Genomic DNA, 23336 nt, shown 5'->3' with positions numbered 1-23336 from the left:
CGACGGTGGGCATGGTTATCTGCGGGAGTTGTACGACTCGTTGTGTGCGCAGCGGTTGCCCCAGGGGTGGGGGCTTCAGTGGGTGGTGCAGGAGGACGGGGAGACAGGGCGGCCGGCGGGGGTGTTGCCGGAGGAGGGGTGGATCTCGACCGGGGGCGGGCGGCGCGGTGGGGCCGCGCGGGCTCGGACGCTCGGGCTGGCTCGGGTCAGTGGGGCGCTGCTGCGGTGCGTCGATGCCGATGATCTGCTGCCTGATGCGGACACGCTTGCTCGTGACATCGAGGTGCTGGCCGCCAACCCCGGCTACGGGTGGACCGTCGCTCCGTGTCTCGACCTGCATCCTGACGGGCGGCTCGAACCCGGACCCTACGACCCCGCGCCCGGTCCGCTGCCCGCTCGGACCCTGCTGGACGGGGCCGCGCGGGGGGCGATGCCGGTGGTCGGGACGACTCAGACCGTTCATACCGAACTGGTCCGGCTGCTGGGCGGCTGGCCCGCGCTGCCCGCGTTCGAGGACGGGGCGCTGCTGCTGAGCTGCGAGGCGGTCAGCCCCGGCTGGATGCAGGAGGAACCCGGCACGCTCTACCGCAAGCACCCCACCCAGCACACCGCGTCCGAAGCGTTCCGGGACCGGGCCGAGGCCCGGCTCCGCGTTCAGATCGCGGTTCAGCGGGCGGAGGCCCTGCTCGCGGCGGGGTGGCGCTGGCGGCCCCCGGCGCTCAAGGGCTGACCCGGTCGCCGTCGTGTTTCACGTGAAACCACCCGATTGCCCCTCACCTACGGCTGGACGTTCTGCTCGGCATCGCCGTGTCCGTCCGAGGTGCCGGCACCGTGGCGCGCGGGGTGCGGGGGGACTCGATGTCGGCGAGCAGGCGGTGCAGGGAGGCGCGTACGGAGGGGAGGTCGGGGGAGTCCGGGGTGCCCGGCAGCGGGACGCGGGCGTCCAGCGTGGCCAGGGCGCGGTGGGCGCGGTGCCAGGCGCGGGCGGTGTGGCCCTGGTGGTGGTCGGTGTAGGCGCGGGCGTAGCGGGCCAGCGCCGTGGCCCAGGCGTCGTCGCGTACGCCGGGGGAGGACAGCGCCCGGCGCGCGCTGCGGCCCGCCGCGCCCGGTGAGGTGCGGGCCTGCGCCACGGCCAGCGCCGCCAGGCTGACGGCGGGGGCCGGGCCGCCGGGGGCGAACGCCGGGACGGTGTCGGCGGCCTGCCGGAAGCACTCCGCGGCGGTACGGGCGTCCCCCCGCTCCCAGGCCAGTACGCCCTGCACGTGCGCGACCCAGCCGATCAGCGCGTCGTCACCGGCGAGGACCGCCGTCGGCCAGACCTCGCCGAGCAGGGCGCGGGCAGTGGCCGGGTCGCCGGGGGCGTGCAGCCAGGCGGCGAGCCAGCGGGCGCGGGCGGTGAGGTGGTCGTCGGCGGTCGCGCGGGGCAGCAGGCGGGCGAGATGGGCGCGGCCCTCCTCCCCGTGGTCGTGCACCGTCCACCAGAACCACAGGTCGGCCACCGTGGCCAGCGCCGCCGTCACCTGCGCGGCCGGGGCCTCGGGGCGGGAGGCGTACTCCACCAGCGCCGTCAGGTCGGCCGCGTTGTCCCGGACGAGACGGGCCGCCTGGCGCTGGTCACCAGCGTGCCACAGGTGCTCGGCGACCTCCGCGAGGCGGCGGTGGTGCAGCACATGGCGCTCCACGGCCACCTCGAACTCACCGGCCGCGCGCAGGCGTTCGGCACCGAAGTCGCGGGCGGCACGGGTCATGCGGTAGCGGGGCGGGCGCAGACCACCCGGTTCGTCCAGGGTCTCCAGCACCCCGGCGGCGGCCAGTTGGGCGAGGCAGGTCGACACCTGGTGCGGGGCGACGCCCGCGCCCGCGCACAGGTAGGCCGCCGTCGGCTCGGTGAACGCCCCCTCGAAGACGCTGCTCCGGCTCCACACCGCGCGCTCCGGCCGCTCGCACAGCAGATACGCCGCGCCGACGGCCGACCGCAGCGAGCGGTGCCGGCGCAGCGCCGGTCCGGGGGCGGCCAGCCAGCACTGGCCCTGCTCCAGCCGGTCGGCCAGCGCCCGGGCGGAGGGCTCGGCGTCCAGTTGGCCGGCGGCCAGCTCCACGGCGAGGGGTACGCCCTCCAGCACCCGGCAGATCCGGGCCACAGCCGCCGAAGCGCCCTCCGCGCGGAAACCGGGGGCGGCGTCGCGGGCCCGCGCGAGGAACAGCTCCACCGCCGCGTCCGGGGCCAGCGGGGCCAGCCGCAGCACCCGTTCCTCACCGAGCCCGAGCGCCTGGCGGCAGGTCACCAGCACCCGCACACCGGGTACGTCCATCAGCAGCCGTTGCACCAGCCCCGCGCACTCGGTGCGCACCGCGTCGGCGTCGTCGAGCAACAGCAGTACGGGCCGCCGCCCGGCCGTGCCCCGCAGCGCCGCGACCAGGTCGGCGAGGGCGGGCCGGGCCTTCGTACGAGCACCGCGCGCGTCCGGTACGGCCCCCGCGCCGACCGTCCGCCGCCCACCCGCTCCCGCACCCCGCGACCCCAGCACCGCCTCCGCCACCCGAGCGGCGAGCGCCCCCACGGCGACGGGCCCACCCCCGCCGGGGCACCGCACATAGATCACCCGAGCCCAGGGGGATGCGCCCTCTGCACCCGCCCCCGCCCCGACAGCGGCCAGCGCGCTCTTCCCCACCCCCGCGGCCCCCGTCACCGTGACCAGCCGGTTCCGGGCCAGCCCCTCCCGGAGGGACACCGTCTCCTCCCCCCGCCCGATCAGCCCGTCCGGTCCGCAACGCCCCGCGGCGGACGCCCACTCGGTGTCCTCGGCGTATGCCCACACTGTTCTGCGCTCCGTAGCTCGCGGCGGTGCGGCACCCCGTGGCCGCACGCTCAGAGAGGGCAGCCAAATCGTTCCTGCACCAAGCCGCCCCAACGCAGAGTCCAACGGCCGCCCGCGACCTCGGGTGCGGACGCGGGCCAGGGATCACACCCCGCACTGAACCCTCGTACACAGGTGCACATAGCGGTGGGCGGCCCGGAATCCGAGCCGCCCACGCCTCCAGCCTGCCGGGGGAACTAGGGCCTCTCGTTTGGATCAGGCCGGGCTCGCGTGCCCCGGCACCGCGCCTCGCCGCGTTGTCGTCGGTCGCCATGGCTCCGCCATGACTCCCTCCTCCGCCTTGCGATCCACGGCACCGGACCCCGCTCCCTGATCCGGCCTGATCCAAACGAAAGACCCTAATACTCGTCGTCCTCGTCCGGCCCCTTCCGCTTGTCGCCGCCGCGGCCCTTCTCGTCCTCCTGGTCGATCGTGCGGACCGGGCGGGTACGGCCGGGCTCGGGGAGTTCGCCCAGGTGGCTGCGGAGGTAGAGGACGTCGCCGACGAAGAGGTCGTAGAGGAAGATGCCGACCAGGCCGCCGATCAGCGGGCCCACGATGGGAATCCACCAGTAGCCGCTGAACTGGCCCGGCACGCTGCCCGGGAAGGCGAGGCTGCCCCAGCCCGCCGCCCAGGTGAACAGCCGGGGACCGAAGTCACGGGCGGGGTTGATGGCGTAGCCCGCGTTGGCGCCGTAGGACATGCCGATCGCGGCGACCGCGAAGCCCACGATCAGCGGGGCCAGATTCGCCTTCACCGCCTGGTTGCGCAGGTCCAGGATGGCGACCACGAACATCACCAGGAAGCCCGCGCCGACGATCTGGTCGATCAGCGGGCCCCAGATGCCGCCGTGGAAGTAGGGCGCCGGGAAGGTGGCGAAGATCGAGAACGAGGCCAGGGTGTGGCCGTCGGTCTTGGGCCCCTTCACCGAGGCGTCGAAGGTGTCGATCGCGTTGTGGTAGACGAGGTACACCAGCGCCGCCCCCGCGAACGCGCCCGCGACCTGCGCGAACCAGAACGGCAGCACCTTCAGCCAGGGGAAGCCCCGGCGTACGGCCATGGCGAGGGTGACCGCGGGGTTGAGGTGGGCGCCGCTGACGCCGCCGGCCACGTACACGCCGAAGGTCACGGCCAGGGCCCAGCCCCAGGCGACCAGCAGCCAGTCACCGGCGGCGAGGAAGATCGTCGTGGTGGTGGCGGCGCGGCCGGAACCCGGCAGCGCGGCGACCGCCATGGCGACCACACCGCAGCCGAACGAGATGAGGACGAAGGTCCCGATGAACTCCGCCATCAGCTCGCCCGCCAGACCGCCCCGGTGCCGGAGCCGGGACGGCTTGATGAGCGGGGGAATGTCTACAGCAGCCATTGAGGCCCCCTAGCAGAGGAGCGGTAGGGCAAACATCCTCATATTCACCCACTCCGCCCCCGCCCGCAGGACGGGAAACCCGTCTGGCCTAAGGGTTCTTGCCGCAGGACCACCAGGGAAATCCCCTACGGGACGTCAGACTCCGGCGAGCCGCGCTGTCTGGGCCGCCGTCACCGTACGCACCATCAGCGCCCCCGCCACGGCCGCGCCCGCCACCGCCAGGTCGGCCGCCAGCAACGGGCCGATCCCGGAGTAGGCGCGGGCGATGACCGAGTCGGCGTCGCCCTGCTGGAGGACGCCGCCGAGCAGCCCGGCCAGCCACAGCCCCCACCACACGTTGACCACGGCCGGCAGCCGTTGGTCCGGCGCGCTCGCCCGGTAGGCGTCGGCCACGATGCCGCGCGGGAACCAGAGGTTCACCACCGGCACCACCCAGCCCAGGTACACCCAGATCCCGGCGTACTTCGGCGGGCGTCCCGACAGCGCGCGGGCGTTGTCCCGGACCCGCCACAGCCACATCAGGAAGGCCGCCGCGCACAGCAGGGTGAGCACGGAACCGGCCGTGCTCACCAGGTGGTACGAGTTCTCCAGGGAGGTCAGCGGGCGGTGCACCCCGTCACCCTGGTCCGGGAGCCCGGAGGCGGGCTCGCCCGCGCGGTACAGCCGTACCTCCCACACCGCCCGCGCCAGCCAGCCGGCCCCGGTCAGCAGCAGCGCCCCGGCGGCCAGCCGGGAGAGGGTGTCCGAAGCGCGGGAGTCGGGGGGCGCGGCAGGGGTGTCGAGAACGTCGTCCATGGTCATGGACCCCATCCTCGCCCGGCCGACCGGCCTCATGACAGGGACTATCGAGCCCGAAAGACCATGAAACCCGGACAAGAGGCCGGTGCCGCGCGGGAGAGCGTCGCGGCACCGGCCCGTAGGGGGAGGCGGCGGTCAGACGGCCGGACGGCCCTCCGGGTGCCAGGTCGCCAGCGCCCAGATGATGAAGAAGTCGAGGGCGATCAGGATCAGCGACCAGATGGGGGCGTAGGGCAGGAACAGGAACTGCAGGATCAGGCCCAGCGAGGTGATCACGATGCCGACCACCCGCGCCCAGGCCGCTCCCATCAGCACCCCGGCGCCGGTCGCCACCACGATCACGCCGGCCACCAGCAGAATCCAGCCCCAGCCGGTCAGGTTGATCCTGTAGACGTAGGCGTTGATCCGCGCGTACACATCGTCCGCGGCGATCGCCGAGATGCCCTGGAAGATGTGGAGGATGCCGTTCACCAGCATCAGCACACCCGCGAAGATCGCGCCTCCCTCGGCCAGCCCGCTGTGCTCGGGTCGCACCGACTGTGTCTGCTGGGTCATGGCCGTTACCTCCGACGTCTCGTCCCCCGTGAACCCCGAACGGGGCCGTAGGTACGACGATCCGGCGCGCGGCGCCCGGCGACCACGGGTGCTAGGCCGTACGGGTGACGCCCCGGCCGCCCGCGCCCTCCAGAAAACGGCCGCTCACGCCATCCAGAAGAACACCGCCGTCATCCGCTTCTCCGCCAGCGTGCGGCCGGTGTAGGCGGTCGCGCTGTGCACCAGGTTGGCGTTGTAGAGCAGCAGCCGGTTGGCGCGGTGCGGGACGCGGACGTCCTCCTCGAAGGCGTCGGGGGCGACGAAGCGGGTGCCGAGGGCGTCGACGAGGTTGTTGTGCGGGGCCTGCACGACATTGCCGCCGAGCCGGCCGCCGGGCAGGGACTGGCGGTAGAAGCTGGTGCCGCAGGACTTCGGCACGGCGGGGTTGAGGTAGAGCACGGCGGCGTACCGGCACAGCGCGCGGGAGTCGGTGTGCGGGCGGGGCTCGCTCTCGCCCTCGCCGACGACCTGGACGCAGTTGTGATTGAGGGTGCCGCCGCCGGGCGCCCGCTGCACCCACAGCTCCTTCGCGCCGGTCGCCTTCTTCACCAGCCGCTCCACGCGCGCCAGTTCACCGGGTTCGAGACCGGGCATCGCCCGCAGTCCGGGCCAGGTCTCCGAGGTATACGGGTATCCCTTCGCCCAGTCCTCCTTGGCGAGACACCGCTCGCGCACCGCGCCGGCGTCGGGCAGGGCGTCGTCCAGCACCCAGTAGTCGCGGCCCTCGGTGGGCTTGCGGTACGGCAGGACGGGCAGGGCGGCGGGCGTTCCGGTCGGTGGCTGTGGGGGCATGCGGCGAAATCTAGGCTTCCGGCCTGGGCCGCTTCGCCCGAGGAGAGGTCAACCTTTGGCCAACGTCCGCTCATACACTGGTTGTCGGCGGGCCAAGGACGCCCCCGCCGCACAGCACGGGAAAGCCTCCGCCGCACAGCACGGAGAACCGGTGCGGAATCTTCACGGCGGATGTCGAGACGAATCGGCTCCGCGTCCGTACTGCTGTGTGTCTGAACCGCCTGTCGGCGGAACCACGACCGGGCAGGAGGAACGGTGCGCTTTTCGCGGAACGCGACGGGAACTCTCTTCGTGGGCGGTGCCATGGCACTGACCCTCGCGGCGCTGGCCTACCCGAGCATGCTCGGGCTGAACACCGTCTCCAGTTCACAGACCCGCATCGTCGCCAACACCCAGTGGGGTCCGCTCACCGAGCAGGACCGGGACTTCGTGGTGAAGGTGCGCGCGGCCGGGCTGTGGGAGTACCCGCTGGGGCAGATCGGGCTCCAGAAGGGCTCCTCACCAGGGGTCAAGGAGGCGAGCAAGCACCTGATCGACGGGCACGCCGCGCTGGACGCCTCCTGCCGCAAGATCGCGCCGATGCTGAACATCACGATCCCCAACGTGGCGAGCCCCCAGCAGGAGGGGTTCGTGACCCAGCTCAAGGGCGAGACCGGCAAGGCGTTCGACACCGACTTCGCCAACATCCTGCGGATGACGCACGGTTCGATCTTCAACGCCATCGCGAAGATCCGGTCCACGACCAAGAACTCGCTGATCCGCTCGCTGGCCGACCAGGCCAACGACACCGTGCTCGACCACATGACGGTGATGGAGAAGACCGGCCTGGTCGACTTCGACCAGACCATCTTCCAGCAGACCACCCCGCCCAAGCTGCCCTCGGACAACCTCACCCCGCCCGCGCCGGACCCCGGTCAGCCGCAGGTCGTGCTCACCCCGCCGCCGAACGCCACCTCGACCCCGCTGGCCATCCCCGGCGAACCGGACTCCAACAGCACCCGCGAGGACCCGGCCCCGGCCCAGCCGAGCCCCACGCCGACGATCGGCTAGCCGAGCCACACGGTGGTGTCCGGCGGGAGTACGTCCGGCTCGGTCAACGGCGTGCTGGACAGCAGGAGTTCGCCCGCCGGACGGGCCACCGGCTCGGCGGTGAGGTTGGTCAGGCAGCGCCAGCCGGGGGCGCGGGTGAAGTCCAGGACGCCGGGCGGCGCGGCGGGCGTCCAGGTCAGCTCCTCGCCCTGGAGCAGCTTGCGGCGCAGGCGCAGCGCGGTGCGGTACAGCTCCAGCGTCGAGCCCCCGGCGCCGGCCTGCGCCTCGACGGCGTACCGGGCGAAGGACTCCGGCTGCGGCAGCCACGCCGGTCCGGGCCCGAAGCCGTACGAGGGTCCGGTGACCGTCCAGGGCAGGGGTACGCGGCTGCCGTCCCGGCCCTTACGGGTGTGCCCCGACTGTTCCCAGACCGGGTCGCGCAGCGCCTCGGGGGGCAGGTCGGCGACCTCGGGGAGGCCCAGTTCCTCACCCTGGTAGAGGTAGGCGGAGCCGGGCAGCGCCAGCATCAGCAGGGTCGCGGCGCGGGCCCGGCGCAGTCCCGCCTCGGGGTCGGTCTCGGGGTCGATGCCGCCCGAGCGCAGCCAGGCGTCCAGGTCGGTGCCGGGCGGCAGGATGAGGCGGGAGGCGTGCCGGACCACGTCGTGGTTGGAGAGCACCCAGGTGGCCGAGGCGCCGACGGTGTGCGCCTCCGCGAGGGAGGCGGTGATGGCGCGGCGGAGCCGGTCCGCGTCCCAACCGGTCTCCAGGTACTCGAAGTTGAACGCCTGGCCGAGTTCGTCGGGGCGGGCGTACAGGGCACGGCGGGTGTCCGGGACCCAGGCTTCGGCGACGGCGGTGCGGGGCGGGTCGTAGGCGTCCAGGAGGGTGCGCCAGTCGCGGTAGATCTCGTGGACCTCGTCCCGGTCCCAGTAGGGGTGGCTGCCGGGGGCGATCAGGGGCAGGGCCTCCTCGCCGGTGGCGCCGATGTCCCCGACGTCCCGCAGGGGTTCGCTGAGGTCCTTGGCCAGGCCGTGGGCGACGTCCACGCGGAAGCCGTCCACGCCCCGGTCGGACCAGAAGCGCAGGGTGGTGCGGAAGTCCTCCCGGACCTCGGGGTGCGACCAGTCGAGGTCGGGCTGCTCGGGGGCGAACAGGTGCAGGTACCAGTCGCCGTCCGGCACGCGGCTCCAGGCGCTGCCGCCGAACACCGACTGCCAGTCTGTGGGCGGGAGTTCGCCGTACGTGCCCCTTCCGGGGCGGAAGACGTAGCGGGCGCGGGCCGGTGAGCCGGGCGCGGAGAGCAGTGCTTCCTGGAACCAGGGGTGGCGGTGCGAGGTGTGGTTGGGGACGAGGTCCACGATGACCTTCAGGCCCAGCCGGTGGGCCTCCGCGGCCAGGGCGTCGAAGTCGTCCAGGGTGCCGAGGCGGGGGTCGACGCCCCGGTGGTCGGCGACGTCGTAGCCGCCGTCGGCCAGTTCCGAGGGGTAGAAGGGGCTGAGCCACAGGGCGTCGATGCCGAGCGTGGCCAGGTGGTCCAGGCGTGCGGTGACGCCCGCGAGGTCGCCCAGGCCGTCGCCGTCGGCGTCCGCGAAGCTGCGGGGATAGACCTGGTAGATGACGGCCTGCCGCCACCAGTCGGGGTTCCTGGACGAGAGGTCCGCCATGCGGGCTCCGTTCGGTTCACCTAGGGGGTGTCGACAGAAAGCTGTCCAAATCGCCCGGCGGGGGAAACCTCGGTCAGGGCCGCTCCACCGTCTTCAGGTACAGATCCACGTACCGATCCACGTCCACGTCCAGCGCCACCTCCACCAGCGGCCGTGCGCGAGCACCCCCGTGGATCTCCGCCTCGCCCGGCCGGGGCCGGCGGTCCACGATGGTCTGGCCGCGCGCCGGGCCGGGGGCGAGGCTGACCTCGACCGGGAGCGGGCGGGTGGTGAGCCCGGCCGGGTCGGCGACCGCGCAGACCGCGCCGGCGTCGCCGAGGCCGCCCGCCTCCTCGTCGTCCGGGGTGGTGCCGGGGGCGCTGGGGCGGTGGGCCAGCAGGTCGCCGGCGAGCTTCGCGCCGGGCTCGGCGGAGGCGCGCAGCCGGCGCACCTCGGTGCCGGGGACCACCACGCGGGTGAACACGTCCAGGCCGTACATCGTGATCGGTACGTCCGCGCCGAGCAGGATCGCGGCCGCCTCGGGGTCGTGCCAGACGTTGAACTCCGCGACCGGGGTGGCGTTGCCGACGCCGACCGCGCCGCCCATGAAGACGATCCGCTCGATGTTGCGCGTGACCTCGGGGTGGGTGCGCAGCAGCAGGGCGATGTTGGTCAGGGGCGCGGTGGGGATCAGGGTCACCGGGCGCGGGGAGGCGAGGATCTCCCGGCGCAGCAGGGTGACGGCGTCCACGGCGGCCGGGGCGCGGGTGGGGGCGGGCAGGCCGAGGTCGCCCATGCCGTCGCTGCCGTGGACGTGGCGGGCCGAGCGGGCGGGCTCCAGCAGCGGGCGTTCGGCGCCCCGGGCCACCGGGATGTCGGGGGCGCCGGCCCGCTCCAGCACGGTGAGGGTGTTGCGGACCACGCCGTCCACGTCGGTGTTCCCGGCCACGCAGGTCACCGCGCGCAGGTCGAGGCCGGGGTGGCGGACGGCGAGGAGCAGGGCCAGGGCGTCGTCGACGCCGGTGTCGCAGTCGATGATCACGGGCACCACGGGCTGCACGGCGGCCTCCTGCCGGGCGTCGCTGCGTACGGACGCCTCGACCCTAGGGCCTCTCGTTTGGATCAGGCCGGGCTCGCGTGCCCCGGCACCGCGCCTCGCCGCGTTGTCGTCGGTCGCCATGGCTCCGCCATGACTCCCTCCTCCGCCTTGCGATCCACGGCACCGGACCCCGCTCCCTGATCCGGCCTGATCCAAACGAAAGACCCTAGACGAGCGGCCATCCCCCGGTCCCGACGCCCTCACCCGAACGGACCGGAGCGCTGGTGGGCCGTGATCGCCGGTGGTGCCGTAGGAGCAGGCAGCGGCCCGCGCGATCAGGAGGCACACCCGATGACCGGAGGCATACGTACCCGCGGCGCCCGTGTCCTCCTGCCGCTCGGCTCCCTGCTCGCGCTGAGCGGCTGCGCGACCCTCGGTCTGGAGCATCCGCCGACCGCGACGTACTCCCTGCCGACGGTCGAGAAGCCCTCGGCCACCTCCAAGGCACCGGCCGCCGGGGACTCCGCGCTCACCGACGCGCAGGCGCAGGCGGCGCTGGTCACCGAGTCCGACCTCGGCTCGCCGTGGGCGGCGGCGGACTCCATCGCGACCTGGCGGGACGGCCTGCTCAAGGCCAGGTCGGAGGTGGCCGAGTGCCAGCGGCTGCTGGACGCGCTCTACTCCGACCAGGTCCTCGGCGCCCCCGCCCGCGTCGCGGTCGCCCTGGACGACCCCGGCACCCAGGCCCAGCTCCGCTACCAGATCGGTGCCCGCCGCCCCTCCGACGTGGACGCCGACCTGAAGTGGCTCGGCGAGATGCCGGCCAAGTGCGCCCGCTTCACCGCCACCACCCAGACCGGCTGGACCGAGGACGTCCAGGTCTCCGGCCTCGCCCTCCCCGAGGTCGGCGACAAACGCCAGGGCCTGCGCGTCACCCTCACCGCCAGCGACCCCGAGAACCCCGACGCCGACGAACAGGGCCTCACCCTCGAACTCGCCGCCGCCCGCGTGGGCGAGGACGCCTTCGCCCTCACCAACGGCGGCCAGGGCGACGTCCCGAACGACGCGACGCAGGCGGCGGTACAGATCGGCGCGCTGCGGCTGGCGGACGTACGGCGGCAGGGGCGGGCGCAGGTCTAGAAGGGCGGGGCCGCCGGGGCCGGCCCCAGTGTGGTCGTACCCGGTGTCGTCCGGTGGCCCAGGCCCGTCCGGTACGCGTCCAGAGCCGCTTCCGTGCGCCCCGTCCGGCGGAGGAGGTCGCCCAGGAGACGGCAGAGGTCGGCCAAGTCGCCTGCCGCGCCCGCGCGTTCGAGGAGGCTGAGCGCGCGTACGTAGTGCTCCTCGGCCGCGTCCGTCTCCTCCGCGTCCTCCGCGATGATGCCGAGGAGGCGGTGGGCGGCGGCCGCGTGGACGGCGCCGCGTTCGGAGGAGAAGTCGCCGAGGACGCCGTCGAGGAGGGCGGCGGCCTCGGTGGGTCTGCCCCGGCGGTGCAGCACGTCGGCCAGCTCGACCGCCGCCTGGCTGCGGTACAGCGCGGCGCGGGTCTCGGCCAGCATCTCCAGCGCCTGGCGCAACTCCCTTTCGGCGCGGTCCAGTTCGCCTGCCTGGGCGTGGACGTAACCGCGCATCCAGTGGCAGTTGGCCAGCTCGGTACGGAGCCGGAGCTGGCGGTAGAGCCCGGCCGCCTTGGCGAGGGAGGCGTCCGCCTCGGCATGCCGGCCCTCGGCGAGCAGCGTACGGGCGACCGAGCGGTGCATGCGGGCGATCAGCGCGGGGTCGGCGGCGCGTGGGGCGAGGGCGAGCGCGAACTCGGCGGCCTGGGCGGCGCGGGCGTGGGCGCCCATGTCCATGTAGGGGCCGATGACGGCGGTGTAGAGGTGCAGCAGGGCATCCGGGTCGTGCAGGCCGCCCCGGTTGAGTTCGTCGAGGGCGGTCTCCAACAGGTAGACGGCGTAGCGGAGTTCACCGGCCAGGTAGTGCGCCACGGCCCTTCCGCGTACGGCGGGTACCCGCACCGGGAGGGTCTCGCCGGACAGCAGTTCCTCGGCCTGCTCGAAGTGGCCGCGTGCCGACCCGAGTTCACCGGTCTCCAGCGCGCTTTCGCCAAGTCCCAGCAGGGCGGCGGCCTGTTCGGGGACGAGGCCGTGTTCCGCCGCCTCGGCCAGCAGGGCCGCGTACCGCTCGCCGGCCTCCTCGGCGCGGCCGTCCGCGAGCACCCGCTCCGCCTCGGTGAGCCGGAGCCGGAGGGCGGTGGCGAGTCCGGCGGGGCGGCCGGAGGCCAGTTCGTCGTAGGTGACGCCGAGCCGGTCCGCGATGTGCCTGAGGGCGTCGTCGGAGGCGCGTACCCGGCCCGCCTCCAGGGTGGAGATGTAGGCGGGGGTGTAGGCGGGCTCGGCCAACTGTCGCTGTGTCATACCGCGTTCGGCGCGCAGCCGTTGCACGCGCCGCCCGACCACCTCCGGACCGTCCCGCTCCGGCATGCCCGCGCCTCCCCAACTCCCTTGGGTCCCCTTGTCGTTGGGGTCCCGCAGCCCTAGGTTAAACGGCGGCTCAAGTCCGCTTGACCCGTCGCTGATGTTGCGAGGTAGCCGTGCCAGGTCGCACCCCCGCCCCCGTCGCACGCCCCCATGCTCCCGCCCGCGCCCGGCTCCGCCTCGCGGACGCCGGCCCGTTCGCCAGAGGGGTCGCGGCGGCCGTCGTGGCGGTGACCGCCCTCGTGCTCGCCGGCCACGCCTGCCCGGCCCGCGCGGCGGACGCCGCACCCCAGCCCGTCGCCCGGCACGCCCAGCCCTGACAACCCCCGACAACCCGCCCGCGCAAGGGGGTTTCTCGCCCAACCCCGAGTAAAACCCACCCCAAGCCGCGCGGCGAATCCCCCCAAACCCCGCCAAGAGACCGGTTGTACGGGAGTGGAATATCTCACCGTCAACAGTTGACAGCGGACCCCGCCGTTAGGGTGAGCCACGATCCGGCCAGGCCCTTCACGAAGCGCGAACCGCCTTGCCGCTGAACGGGGTTTCTTTTCGGTGGCCGGGGTCGGGGGGCCAGGGCGGAAGGGCACGGGGGATGACGAGCAGCAGCCTGCGCACGGAGGACACCGGGGCACCGGACACCACCGGCGAGACCGTACGGCCACCCCGCAGACGCACCACCCGCGTCCTGCGCTGGACCGCCCTCGCGCTGGCCCTGCTCCTGCTCGGCACCGCCGCCGCCGGCTACCTCTACTACCGGCACCTCAACGGCAACCTCGCCAAGGCCCCGCTCAACCTCGGCGACAGCCCCAACCCCTCGTCAACGCCGGACGCGGCGGGCCGTACCCCGCTGAACATCCTGCTGATCGGCTCGGACAGCCGGAACACCGCCGACGACCTCGAACTCGGCGGCTCCAAGGGCGATGTGGGCCGGCCCCCGCTGGCGGACGTACAGATGCTGCTGCACGTCTCGGCCGACCGGAACGACATGTCGGTGATCAGCCTGCCCCGCGACACCATGGTCCCGATCCCCCGCTGCACCGACCCCGTCACCAAGAAGGTGTACCCGGAGCTGAGCCTGGCGATGGCCAACGAGTCGCTGGGCCGGGGCGGACCCGGCTGCACGGTCGCCACCTGGATGCGGCTCACCGGCATCCCCGTGGACCACTTCATGATGGTCGACTTCTCCGGCGTGGTCTCCATGGCCGACGCCATCGGCGGCGTCCCGGTCTGCGTCGAGCAGAACGTCTGGTCGCACACCGCGAGCGGCCACGGCTCCGGCCTCAAGCTGCGGGCGGGCACCCACCCGGTCAAGGGCAAGCAGGCCCTCCAGTGGCTCCGCACCCGCTACGGCTTCGAGGACGGCACCGACGTCGGCCGCACCCACGCCCAGCACATGTACATGAACTCCATGGTCCGCCAGCTCCGGGCGAACGCCACCCTCGGCAACCCCGCCGAGATGCGGCGCCTGGCCGAGGCGGCGACCAGCGCGCTCACCGTCGACGAGGGCCTCGGCACGGTGAAGAAGCTGTACGACCTCTCGATGGAGCTGCAGAAGGTCCCCACCGAGCGGATCACCATGACCACCCTGCCCACCACCCCCTGGTCGCAGGACCGCAACCGCCTGGTGCCCGCCGCCGACGACGCCGACAAGCTGGTCTCCATGGTCCGCGACGACGTCCCGCTGGACGGCCGCGGCACCAAGGACCCCGGCCCCAAGGCCACCGACCCGGCCGCGCCCGCCGCCGAGATCACCGTCCGGGTGAAGAACGGCACCGGCGCCGGCCTGGAGTCCCCCGCGCCCGACCGCGCCGGGGCGGTCGCCGGCATCCTCCGCGACCACGGCTTCACCCACGCCCTCGACGAGAAGACGGCCGCCGACGAGCCCGGCACCTCCGTCCTCTACTCCGGCACCACGCTGCGGGGCGACGCCCTCGCGGTCGCCAAGGAGCTGAACATCCCCGCCGCCCGGGTCCGTTCGGTGGACGACGCCCGGGACATCACCCTCGTCGTCGGCGCCGACTGGCCCTCCGGCGACCGCTTCCCGGAACCCGCCAAGCGCGAGGTCCCCAAGTCGGCGGCCGTACTGAAGGGCGACAAGACCGACGCCTGCATGAAGATCCAAGATGGCTTCACCTGGTGATTACCGCGTGACGCTGTCAGCGGCATGACCTACTCTTTGCTCACTCGCCGCACGAGGCACACAGGTCACACACACCACAGGCGCACCGGGGACTCTCCGCGCCGTGCCCTCCGTCCGGCTCCCACTTCAGCATTCGTTCCGGGGGGTTCGAATCAGCGTGCGTATGCGCACCCGCTCCACCGCCACCGCTCTCGCGGTGCTCTTCAGCTCGGCGGCCCTCGCGGCCGCCCCCGCCCACGCCGACACCACGCAGCCGCTGCCGGTCAGGTCGACCGGTTCGATCGTGGTCGACGGCGTCCACCAGCGGGTGTTCCTCAGCGACCCGTCCGGCGGAAAGATCGTCGTCACCGACTACCGGGGCACGGTCGTCAAGCAGCTCACCGCCCTGCCCGGCGTGCTCGGCCTGGAACTCTCCGCCGACTCCGCCACCCTGTACGCGGCGGTCCCCGGCGGCACGGACGCGATCGTCGCCTTCGACACCGCGACCGCCACCGAGTCCGCCCGCTATCCGGTGGGCGACATCGACCCGAAGTACCCGGCGATCGCCGGCGACAAGCTGTGGTTCGGCTACGACTCCGACGCCACCGGCATCGGCGGCAACATCGGCTCGATCGACGTCACCGCGCCCGAGCCCACCGTCGCTCTGGCCCAGGACCCGCAGAGCCCCTGGTTCGCCGCGCCCATGCTCGACGGCGCGGGCGGCACCCTGGCCGTCGGCATCCCGTCGCAGAGCCCGACCGAACTGGGCGTCTACGACGTCTCGTCGGGCACCCCGGTCCGCACCGCGCACCGCAGCGTGGACGGCGGCAACCTGCGCGACCTCGCCGTCACACCGGACGGACAGCGGCTCGTGGTGGCCAGCGGCTACCCGTACCACCAGGCGGTCTACAGCACGGCCGACCTGTCGGACGACGGCTCCTACCCGACCGACGCCTACCCGAACGCGGTGGACATCGCCCCGGACGGCTCGGTGGCGGCGGGCATCGACGGCGCGTACGAGCCCGACGTGTTCGTGTTCAAGCCGGGGCAGCGGACCTCGGTGCGGGAGTACGACTTCGGGGCGAGCGACCAGCTCCTCGCGGACGCCGGGCTCGCCTGGGCACCGGACAGCTCCCGCCTCTTCGCGGTCAGCCACGACTACGACGGCGCCTACCGGCTGCGCGTCCTGGAGGGCCCCACCAAGGCCGTCACCAAGGTCACCGCCGACGCCCCGGCCACCGCGACCCGCGCCAAGAAGCTCACCGTCAAGGGCAAGGTCACCTCCAGGGCCGCCCTCCCGGCCGGGACCCGGCTCACCGTGACCCGCACCGACCTGGAGTCCCCCAAGGGCAAGGCGCTGCCCCAGGTCAGCACGAAGGCCGACGGCAGCTACTCCTTCACCGACACCCCGCCGGCCGGCGGCAAGGTCACGTACAAGGTGTCCTACGCGGGCGACGCCGCCCACACCGCGGCCTCCGGCAGCGACAGCGCGACCGTCTCCCGGAGCAAGGCGTCGCTGTCGCTGAACAACAACGGCAAGGTCTACTCCTACGGCAAGGACGTGAAGTTCACGGCCCACCTGGGGAAGACCTACAAGAACCGCGCGGTGGAGATCTGGGCCGACCCCTACGGCACCGACAAGCCGAACAAGCTGGTGAAGTCCGGCAAGGTCAACTCCCACGGCGACCTCGCCGTCACCCTCGACCTGCGCCGGGACACCAAGCTCACCGCGAAGTTCGCCGGTGACGCGCGCACCGCGACGGCGAGCGCCACCAGCACCGTCTGGACCCGCGTCAGCGTGTCCCTGACGACCGCCAAGCAGTACAAGTCGGTGAAGGCGTACGGCCAGACCTACGCCTACTTCCACAAGTCCACCGACCCGCGCTTCATCACCAAGATGCCCTACTACAAGGGCCGTTCGCACCGGCTGGACATCCAGGTGTACTACCAGGGCACCTGGTACGACGCCGGGTCGGAGTACTTCGGGCTCGGCACCAACGGGGTCTCCGAGGTGCGGTACACCGGCGACCACGGCCAGGAGGTCGGCTACCGGCTGCGGGTGCGCTCGTCGTACATCAACGGCAGCTCCGGTGACAGCGTGAACTCCACGACGTACGGCTCCTGGAAGTACTTCCTGTTCACCAAGTGACGTCAGCCGTCCCGAAGTTGCTTCAGCCGTTCCCGCACGGCGTCCAGGGCGCCCTCCCGGCGTCCTGGTACGCGGGCCCGCAACTCCGCGAGCTTGTGGCCCAGTTCGCGGACCCGGTCCGCGTCCTCGATGCGGCCCCACTGGTGGTGGGCGCGGTCCACCGCGGACTCCACGGCGGGGGCGTCGGGGGCGTGGCCGGAGGCGAGGCGGAAGCCGGCCACGCCGAGCCAGGCGCGGCAGCTACGCACCGGGTCGCCCGCGAACATCGCCAGGTCGGCGCGGACCTCCGCCCAGTGCAGGGCGTCCTCCGAGGCGGGCCCGTGGAGCCGTACCGCCGCCTCCTGGTGGCGGGCGGCCAGCCGGTCGGCGTCGGCATGACGGCCGGCCCGGACGGCGGCGCTCAGCGCGGCGTGCGGGTCGCCCTCGTCGTCGGGGGCGGTGAGCACCAGGTTGGACGGCAGCTCGGCCGCGATCCGGTCCAGCGCTCGCCGGTGCAGCTCCGCGACCGGCGGCCGGTGCCCGCCGCGCAGCAGCGCCCCCACCGCCCGCATGTACGTCGGCTCCGCGATCCGGCGCCGGCCCGGCGGCGGCGCGATCCGGCCGTGCACGACGGCCGTACGGCCCGAGTCCAGCGGGCGTTCCGCCAGGCCGGCCCAGGTCTCGGCGTCCGCGTGCAGGTCCAGCAGCAGATGGGTGGTCCCGGCCGGGCGGAGCCGCAGCTCGTCCTTGAGCCAGTGCCAGGGCAGCGCGGTGTAGCGGGCGGTGGCCGGGGTGGTGCGGGCCAGCGCGAGATGGGGGAGCCGCTGGCGGCGGTCCAGCAGCAGTTGCCCGGTGACGTACACCGTCAGCGGGCCGGACGCGGCGGCGGCCGCGCGCAGCCGGGTCAGCACGCCCTGCGGGTCGAGCGGGTCGGCGAGTTCCACCACGTGCGCGGTGTCGGTGCCCGCCAGCACGGACGGCGCGACCGCGCCCAGTACAGGCAGCACGGCCGCCGCGTCCACCAGGCGCCCGCGGCCCAGCGGCGCGGCCGCGAGCAGCAGCACGGTTCCGGGCATGGCGCCTCCCCCTGTCCGCCGGCCGTGGCCGGGTACGCCGGTCAGCCAGCACCGTAACCGCTGGACGCGGGCGGGCGCGGCTCAGGACGGCGAAGGTCGCCCGGTCGTGGACGTGTGCCGTGGCTCGGACTGCGGCTCGGGGAGCCTGCGCAGGGCGAAGACGGTGGTGTCGTCGTCGAGCCGGCCGCGGGTGTGCCGCAGTACGCCCTCGCGGACCAGGCGGACCAGCCGCCGGGGCGCGGCCCGGCCGGGGTCGGCGGCCACCGCGCGGGCCACGTCGTCCAGCAGCGGGTAGAACACGTCGGCGCGGTCGCGGGCCTCGGTCACGCCGTCCGTCACCATGAGCAGCGTCTCGTCCTCGTCCAGCCGCTCCCGGCTGGCGGGCGGCCCCGGCCCGTCGTCGGGTGCCGTCTCCCCCGTGAGGTCCCCGAAGCCGATCGGCAGCCGCTCCCCGCCGGGCAGCGGGCGCACTCCGCGCGGGCCCACGGCGAGCGGCGGCTCATGGCCGAAGTTGATCACCTCGACGGCGTTCCGGTCGTCCTTGGGAAAGCCCAGCAGCAGCGCGGTGGCGAACCGGTCGCCGTCGTACCGGCCCAGCGCGGCGGTGTGCCCCCGGTGGCGGCACATCCGCACCTCCAGCCGGTCGGCCACGGTCACCAGGTCGGGCTCGTGGTACGCCGCCTCGCGGAAGGTGCCCAGCAGGGCGGCGGCCGTCTCCACCGCGCCGAGGCCCTTGCCCTGCACGTCCCCGAGGAGCACCCGGGTGCCGTTGGGGCCGGGCTGGATGTCGTAGAAGTCGCCGCCGACGCGCGCGTCCATGTCGGCGGCCAGGTACACGCCCGCGTGCTCCAGACCGGCCCAGTTCGGCGGCAGCGGGCGCAGCACCGTACGGCGGGTGGTCTCGGCGATGTCCCGCATGTGCAGGCCCTGCCGCTCCCGGCGCCGCCGCACCACGGAGGCGATCACGGCGAGCGCGCCGCCGAGCGCGACCAGCACGAAATCGGCGGTGCCCGCCCGGTAGCGCTCGGGGAAGGCGGTGTCCACGGCGAGGTAGGTGACCAGGGACAGCAGGGCGAACGTGATGGTCGGGCCGACCCCGCAGATCGCGGCGGCGATGCTCGGCACCAGGATGATCCAGGAGACGACGCGGAACTTCTCCCCGGTCTGGAAGTCCACCGTCACGATGGCCGCCAGCAGCACCAGCGGGACCAGCCAGGCGGTGCCCCGGCCCACGATCCGCCGCTGCTCGCGCCGGTCCCGGTACTCCATCTCGGTCACGAGCCCCATCTCCGTCCCGAGACCGCGCGAAGGTCGCGGCGGGCCGCCGTCCTCAAGAAACCTCAGGGGAACACGGGCCGGTTCCGGCCGCATCCGGGCCCCGTCACCCGCCCGGCCGAGTTGCCGGGCCGTCGCCGCAGGTGTGCCCTGGAAGCCGGGCCGTCACGTCATGGCCCGAAGCGGCGAGAGAAGGAGCGCTCTCATGGCTCACGCGGCACCCGCGCCCGGCACGCCGATCCGAGGCGGCCGCAAGGACGCCCCGAAGGCGATCACCCCGCCCCCCGACATCTTCGACAACCGCACCCACCGCATGGCCAGGGTCGCGGTACCGGTGCTGCTGGCGCTGGTCTACGGCTACTGGGCGGCCGCCAACCGCCGCTCCGGCGGGCCGATCACCGGCTGGAACCTGCTCTTCGGGTTCCTCACCGCGCTGGTCTTCGCGGTCGTCCTCTTCGCCGTGCTGACCGTCGCGCCCCGGCTGCGGCGCGAGGTGCACGCGCTGCTGTGGGCGGTGTTCGTCGGCGCGTCCTTCGGCTTCCTCTACAACCAGGCGGGGGCCTCGCTGGTGCGGTCGGTGGGGATTCCGCTGATCGTGGCGGCGGTGACGTTCATCGTGTTCTTCTACCGCTTCTACACGCGGGAGGACGCGGCGGGGCACCGGGTGAGCTGAGGGGCTGTCCCTCGAACGCACCCCCACCGCTCGCGCCGACGGCCCGGCGGGACTTGCCTGTAAGACGTGCACCCCCGACTGAGGAGTGCCCTGTCGGCCGCGCTGATCGTCCTGGCCTGCCTCCTCGTGCCTTTCGGCGCACCGGCGGCCTGGGCGGCGTACACGCTCACCGACACGGGCCGGTACGTCACCACGATGGCCCCGCTCGCCGCCGACCCGGCCGTGCGGGACGCCGTCGCGGACACGGTCGGCGACGGCATCCTCCGCGAGGTCGACCAGCACGCGGACATGACGCCGGTCCGCGGCTCGGTCGGCCCCTTCGTCCGGGACGCGGTGCGCTCCTTCACCCACACCCGCGCCTTCCGCCTCGCCTGGGACACCGGCAACCGGGTCACCCACGACGCGGTGCTGCGCGCGCTGCGCGAGGACGCCCCGGCGGGCGGCGCCCCGCGCGCGGTCACCGTCGACCTCGCCCCGGTGACCGCCGAGGTCAAGGCGCAGCTCGCCGAGGACCACATACCGCTCGCCGCCCGCATCCCGGTGCGCCACACCGAGGTCCCGGTGCTCCCGGCAGGGGAGCTGACCCGGTACCGCAAGGGATTCCACATGCTCGAAGTCGCCGGTCTGTGGCTGCCGGTGGCAGCCGTCCTGTTCGCCGCCGCGGGCATCGCGCTGGCCGTACGCCGCCGCCGCGCGATCGTCGCCACCGCCCTCGGCACGGCCCTGGGCGGCGCCCTCCTCGGCCTCGCCCTCACGGCGGGCCGCGCCCTCACCCTCTCCGACCTCCCCGCCGACGTCCCCCACCCGGTCGCCGCCGCCGTCTACGACACCCTCACCTCCGGCCTCCGCACGGTCTCCTGGCTCCTGCTGGCCCTGGGCCTGGCGGTGGCCCTGACGGCCTGGCTGACCCGGCGGCGGTCGGCGCGTCGCCGGGGGGCGGGAGGCGGGAAGTCCACGGGCTCGCCCACACGGACGCGGGCACGGGTCTGAGGTTTTTGGCCGCCCCATGGTGAGTACCACCAACCGTTCTGCCGGGCGGGCCGGTTGAGGGGCCCGGCGGGCACAGTGGACATAATGGGCGCATGTTCCGAGAGTTGCCCATCGGCCTCACGCCGCCCGACTGGCTGGTCCGGAACCTGCGGCCGCAGCCCGCGCCGGTCAACTGGGCCGCTGTCGCGCGGGCCGCCGTGGCGATGGCGTTGCCGCTGGCGATCGGGTTCGCGGCCGGGGAGCCGGCGCTCGGGGCGCTCGCGTCGATGGGCGCGCTGAACGGGGTCATCGGCGACACCGCCGACGCGTACCGGATGCGGGTCATCACCATCGCCGTACCCCAGCTCACCGGCGCCGTCGGCGTCATCCTCGGGCAGCTCGTGTTCGGGCAGGGGTGGTACGCCGTCCTCGTGGTCACCGGGGTCGCGCTGGTCTCCGGGATGATCTCGACCATCGGCGCGGTGGCCTCCGTCTCCGGACTGCTGCTCCTGCTCAACTGCGTGGTCGGCGCCGGGCTCCCGCTGCCCCACCCCTGGTGGCTGGCGCCGCTGCTGATGACCGGGGGCGGCCTGCTGGTACTGGCCCTCGCCCTGCTGGCGTGGCCGCTGCGGGCCGGAGTCCCGGAGCGGGCCTCGGTGGCGAACGCCTACCGCCGGGTCGCCGACCTCCTGGACGACACCAGCGACGAGGACCGCTACATCGGCGCCCGCTTCGACGTCACCCGCGCGCTGAACCAGGCGTACGACCTGATCCTCGGCCACCGCGCCCGGCACCACGGCCGCAGCGAGGAACTCACCCGGCTGCTGGCCCAGTTGAACGCCATCACCCCCGTCGTCGAGGCCGCCCCCGCCGTCCACCTCACCGGCCGCCCGCTGCCCCCCGAGGTCCCCCGCGCGGTACGGGAACTGGCCGACGCGGTCGAAACCGGCGACACCTCCGCCCTGCGCCTCCCCAAGCTGCCCCTCGCCCTCACCGAGACCGAACGCGCCGTCGACCACGCCCTCCGCCACACCGCCGAGGTGGTCACCTCCCCCTCGGTGGACCCGCGCGGCGTCGACGAACGCACCGTCGCCCTGCACGTACGCATCGCCCGTGCCGCCCGGGACGCGGTGCTCTCGGCGGGCTCCTGGCGCTACGGGCTCCGCCTCGCCGTCTGCATCGGCATCGCGCAGGCCCTGGTCTCCCTCGTCCCGGTCCCGCGCTCGTACTGGGTCGCGCTGACCATCACCTTCGTCCTCAAGCCCGACTTCGGCTCGGTCTTCTCCCGTGCGCTGCTGCGCGCGCTGGGCACGGTGGTGGGGCTGGCGATCGCCGCGGCGGTGCTGGCGGAGGTGCCGATCGGCTGGTGGGACGTACCGGTGATGGTGCTGCTCGCGCCGCTCGTCCCGGCGCTCACCCCGCGCGGCTACGGCTTCCAGACGGCGGCCATCACCCCGGTGATCCTGCTGCTCTCCGACATCCTCAACCACCAGGGCACCGGCCTGCTGCTGCCCCGGCTGCTGGACTCCCTGATGGGCTGCGGGATCGCCCTGGTCGCGGGGTACCTCCTCTGGCCGGAGAGCTGGCACACCCGCGTCGGCGACCGGCTCGCGGACGCGGTCGAGGACACGGCGGCGTACGTCGGGACGGCGTTCGGCACCGACACCGACCCCGTCCGCCGCACCCGGATGCGGCGCCGCCTCTACCGCGACCTCTCCACCATCCGGACGGAATTCCAGCGCGCGCTCACCGAACCGCCGCCCACCGGACGGCGCGCCGCGGCATGGTGGCCGCTGGTGGTCGCCGTGGAGCGGATCGTCGACGCGACGACCGCGGCACGCGTCCGCGTCCACCACGGCGCACCGCCCCCGTCCTCCGCCGAGGTCCGTCAAGTGGTGCGCCAACTCGGTGAATTGGCGGAGGGGGTACGGGAGGCCGACATCCTCACCGCCTTCCCCACCCACCTGACCGGCCCGGCGGGCAGCGTGCTGGAACCGGTACGACAAGAAGTGGCGGCCGCGAGAGCCATCGCCACACCGCACTGACGGGCCGCTAACCTAACGTGGCCGTCCTGGCCAGGGATCTACGGCGACAACTCACGCGAAGGGGTGCGCACATGGGCATTCTCACTCTCCTGCGGAACGCGTTCGGCCGAGGACGCAAGGGGCGTCCCGCCGAGGCGGAGAGTGCAGACCACCTCCCGACCCCCCGCCAGGAACACGACCTGGTAACAGAGGCGTTCGACACTCCCCGGGTCCCACCCCAGGGAAGCTCGGAGTCCCCGAAGGCGGAAACGGCGTCTGCGACGAAGCCACCGGAGACGGAAGCTGCACCGGAAACCCCGGCTGAGGTGGAGCCGCCGGAGGCGGACGGCGCGGCTACGCCGGAGTCGCCCGAGGCGGAGGCTGCGGCTGCACCGGAAACCCCGGAGGCAGAGGCCCCCGTCTCGGAGGAGCAGGCGGAAGCGGCTGCGCCGGACACGGCAGCGCCGAAGGCCGATAC

19 protein-coding genes are annotated in these 23336 nt (G+C 73.7%); 9 read left to right on the top strand and 10 right to left on the bottom strand.

Annotation, left to right across the window (positions count from 1 at the left end):
- The first annotated feature begins 82 nt into the window (after positions 1-82).
- Positions 83-730 carry a GltA gene (locus tag E5083_RS21330; protein ID WP_244317595.1) on the top strand — a complete coding sequence of 216 codons (648 nt, stop codon included), beginning with the start codon at positions 83-85 and terminating at the stop codon, positions 728-730.
- Between the two features lie 43 nt (positions 731-773).
- Here E5083_RS21330 and E5083_RS21325 read toward each other — a convergent pair whose 3' ends face one another.
- The 5 genes from E5083_RS21325 to E5083_RS21305 all read right to left on the bottom strand — a co-directional run bounded on the left by E5083_RS21325 (position 774) and on the right by E5083_RS21305 (position 6409).
- Complete coding sequence (locus E5083_RS21325) at positions 774-2819, bottom strand: AAA family ATPase (protein ID WP_341869879.1); 2046 nt, start codon at positions 2817-2819, stop codon at positions 774-776.
- Between the two features lie 398 nt (positions 2820-3217).
- Entirely contained in the window at positions 3218-4225 is a 1008-nt protein-coding gene (locus E5083_RS21320; RefSeq protein ID WP_135787294.1) for an MIP/aquaporin family protein, read from the bottom strand.
- 135 nt (positions 4226-4360) lie between these two features.
- Positions 4361-5020: a DUF4328 domain-containing protein gene (locus E5083_RS21315; protein ID WP_244317623.1), complete on the bottom strand. Its 660-nt coding sequence runs from the start codon at positions 5018-5020 to the stop codon at positions 4361-4363.
- A 138-nt stretch (positions 5021-5158) separates the two neighbouring features.
- On the bottom strand, positions 5159-5578 hold the full coding sequence (locus E5083_RS21310; protein ID WP_135787292.1) for a DUF7144 family membrane protein: 420 nt from the start codon (positions 5576-5578) through the stop codon (positions 5159-5161).
- A 144-nt stretch (positions 5579-5722) separates the two neighbouring features.
- Positions 5723-6409: a DUF6445 family protein gene (locus E5083_RS21305; RefSeq protein ID WP_135787291.1), complete on the bottom strand. Its 687-nt coding sequence runs from the start codon at positions 6407-6409 to the stop codon at positions 5723-5725.
- A gap of 303 nt (positions 6410-6712) precedes the next feature.
- Between E5083_RS21305 and E5083_RS21300 the strand changes: the two genes are divergently transcribed.
- Positions 6713-7459 carry a DUF4142 domain-containing protein gene (locus tag E5083_RS21300; RefSeq protein ID WP_244317594.1) on the top strand — a complete coding sequence of 249 codons (747 nt, stop codon included), beginning with the start codon at positions 6713-6715 and terminating at the stop codon, positions 7457-7459.
- On the opposite strand, the gene E5083_RS21295 is transcribed toward E5083_RS21300, so the two are convergent.
- Positions 7456-9102, bottom strand: a complete 1647-nt coding sequence (locus E5083_RS21295) for a glycoside hydrolase family 13 protein (RefSeq protein ID WP_135787290.1) — start codon at positions 9100-9102, stop codon at positions 7456-7458. The genes E5083_RS21300 and E5083_RS21295 overlap by 4 nt on opposite strands.
- A gap of 73 nt (positions 9103-9175) precedes the next feature.
- Positions 9176-10123: a nucleoside hydrolase gene (locus E5083_RS21290; protein WP_244317622.1), complete on the bottom strand. Its 948-nt coding sequence runs from the start codon at positions 10121-10123 to the stop codon at positions 9176-9178.
- A gap of 348 nt (positions 10124-10471) precedes the next feature.
- On the opposite strand from E5083_RS21290, the gene E5083_RS21285 reads away from it, so the two are divergent.
- A complete protein-coding gene (locus tag E5083_RS21285; protein WP_135787288.1) occupies positions 10472-11260 on the top strand; it encodes a hypothetical protein in 789 nt (262 codons plus the stop codon).
- On the opposite strand, the gene E5083_RS21280 is transcribed toward E5083_RS21285, so the two are convergent.
- Positions 11257-12600 carry a helix-turn-helix domain-containing protein gene (locus tag E5083_RS21280; RefSeq protein ID WP_135787287.1) on the bottom strand — a complete coding sequence of 448 codons (1344 nt, stop codon included), beginning with the start codon at positions 12598-12600 and terminating at the stop codon, positions 11257-11259. The two genes, E5083_RS21285 and E5083_RS21280, sit on opposite strands and share 4 nt — an antisense overlap.
- Before the next feature lie 110 nt (positions 12601-12710).
- On the opposite strand from E5083_RS21280, the gene E5083_RS21275 reads away from it, so the two are divergent.
- From E5083_RS21275 to E5083_RS21265, 3 genes are all read left to right on the top strand, one after another.
- On the top strand, positions 12711-12914 hold the full coding sequence (locus E5083_RS21275) for a hypothetical protein (protein ID WP_135787286.1): 204 nt from the start codon (positions 12711-12713) through the stop codon (positions 12912-12914).
- Positions 12915-13186: 272 nt separating this feature from the next.
- Entirely contained in the window at positions 13187-14734 is a 1548-nt protein-coding gene (locus E5083_RS21270) for an LCP family protein (RefSeq protein ID WP_208754116.1), read from the top strand.
- Between the two features lie 163 nt (positions 14735-14897).
- A complete protein-coding gene (locus E5083_RS21265) occupies positions 14898-16862 on the top strand; it encodes a YncE family protein (RefSeq protein WP_135787521.1) in 1965 nt (654 codons plus the stop codon).
- 2 nt (positions 16863-16864) lie between these two features.
- On the opposite strand, the gene E5083_RS21260 is transcribed toward E5083_RS21265, so the two are convergent.
- Together E5083_RS21260 and E5083_RS21255 are read right to left on the bottom strand one after the other, a co-directional pair.
- On the bottom strand, positions 16865-17917 hold the full coding sequence (locus tag E5083_RS21260; protein WP_135787285.1) for a hypothetical protein: 1053 nt from the start codon (positions 17915-17917) through the stop codon (positions 16865-16867).
- A gap of 81 nt (positions 17918-17998) precedes the next feature.
- Positions 17999-19186, bottom strand: coding sequence for a PP2C family protein-serine/threonine phosphatase (locus tag E5083_RS21255; protein ID WP_244317621.1), 1188 nt, complete (start codon positions 19184-19186; stop codon positions 17999-18001).
- A 211-nt stretch (positions 19187-19397) separates the two neighbouring features.
- On the opposite strand from E5083_RS21255, the gene E5083_RS21250 reads away from it, so the two are divergent.
- The 3 genes from E5083_RS21250 to E5083_RS21240 all read left to right on the top strand — a co-directional run bounded on the left by E5083_RS21250 (position 19398) and on the right by E5083_RS21240 (position 22879).
- Positions 19398-19865, top strand: a complete 468-nt coding sequence (locus E5083_RS21250; RefSeq protein WP_208754114.1) for a hypothetical protein — start codon at positions 19398-19400, stop codon at positions 19863-19865.
- A 66-nt stretch (positions 19866-19931) separates the two neighbouring features.
- Complete coding sequence (locus E5083_RS21245) at positions 19932-20855, top strand: hypothetical protein (protein ID WP_135787283.1); 924 nt, start codon at positions 19932-19934, stop codon at positions 20853-20855.
- Positions 20856-20947: 92 nt separating this feature from the next.
- Positions 20948-22879 (top strand): FUSC family protein, encoded by a 1932-nt coding sequence (locus tag E5083_RS21240; protein WP_135787282.1) that lies wholly within the window; start codon positions 20948-20950, stop codon positions 22877-22879.
- Positions 22880-23336 lie beyond the last annotated feature (457 nt).

The sequence above is a fragment of the Streptomyces bauhiniae genome, assembly GCF_004784475.1.
Taxonomy (GTDB): Bacteria; Actinomycetota; Actinomycetes; order Streptomycetales; family Streptomycetaceae; genus Streptomyces; species Streptomyces seoulensis.
Note: the sequence above shows the minus strand (reverse complement) of the source record. Positions and strands in the feature narration are given on the sequence as shown.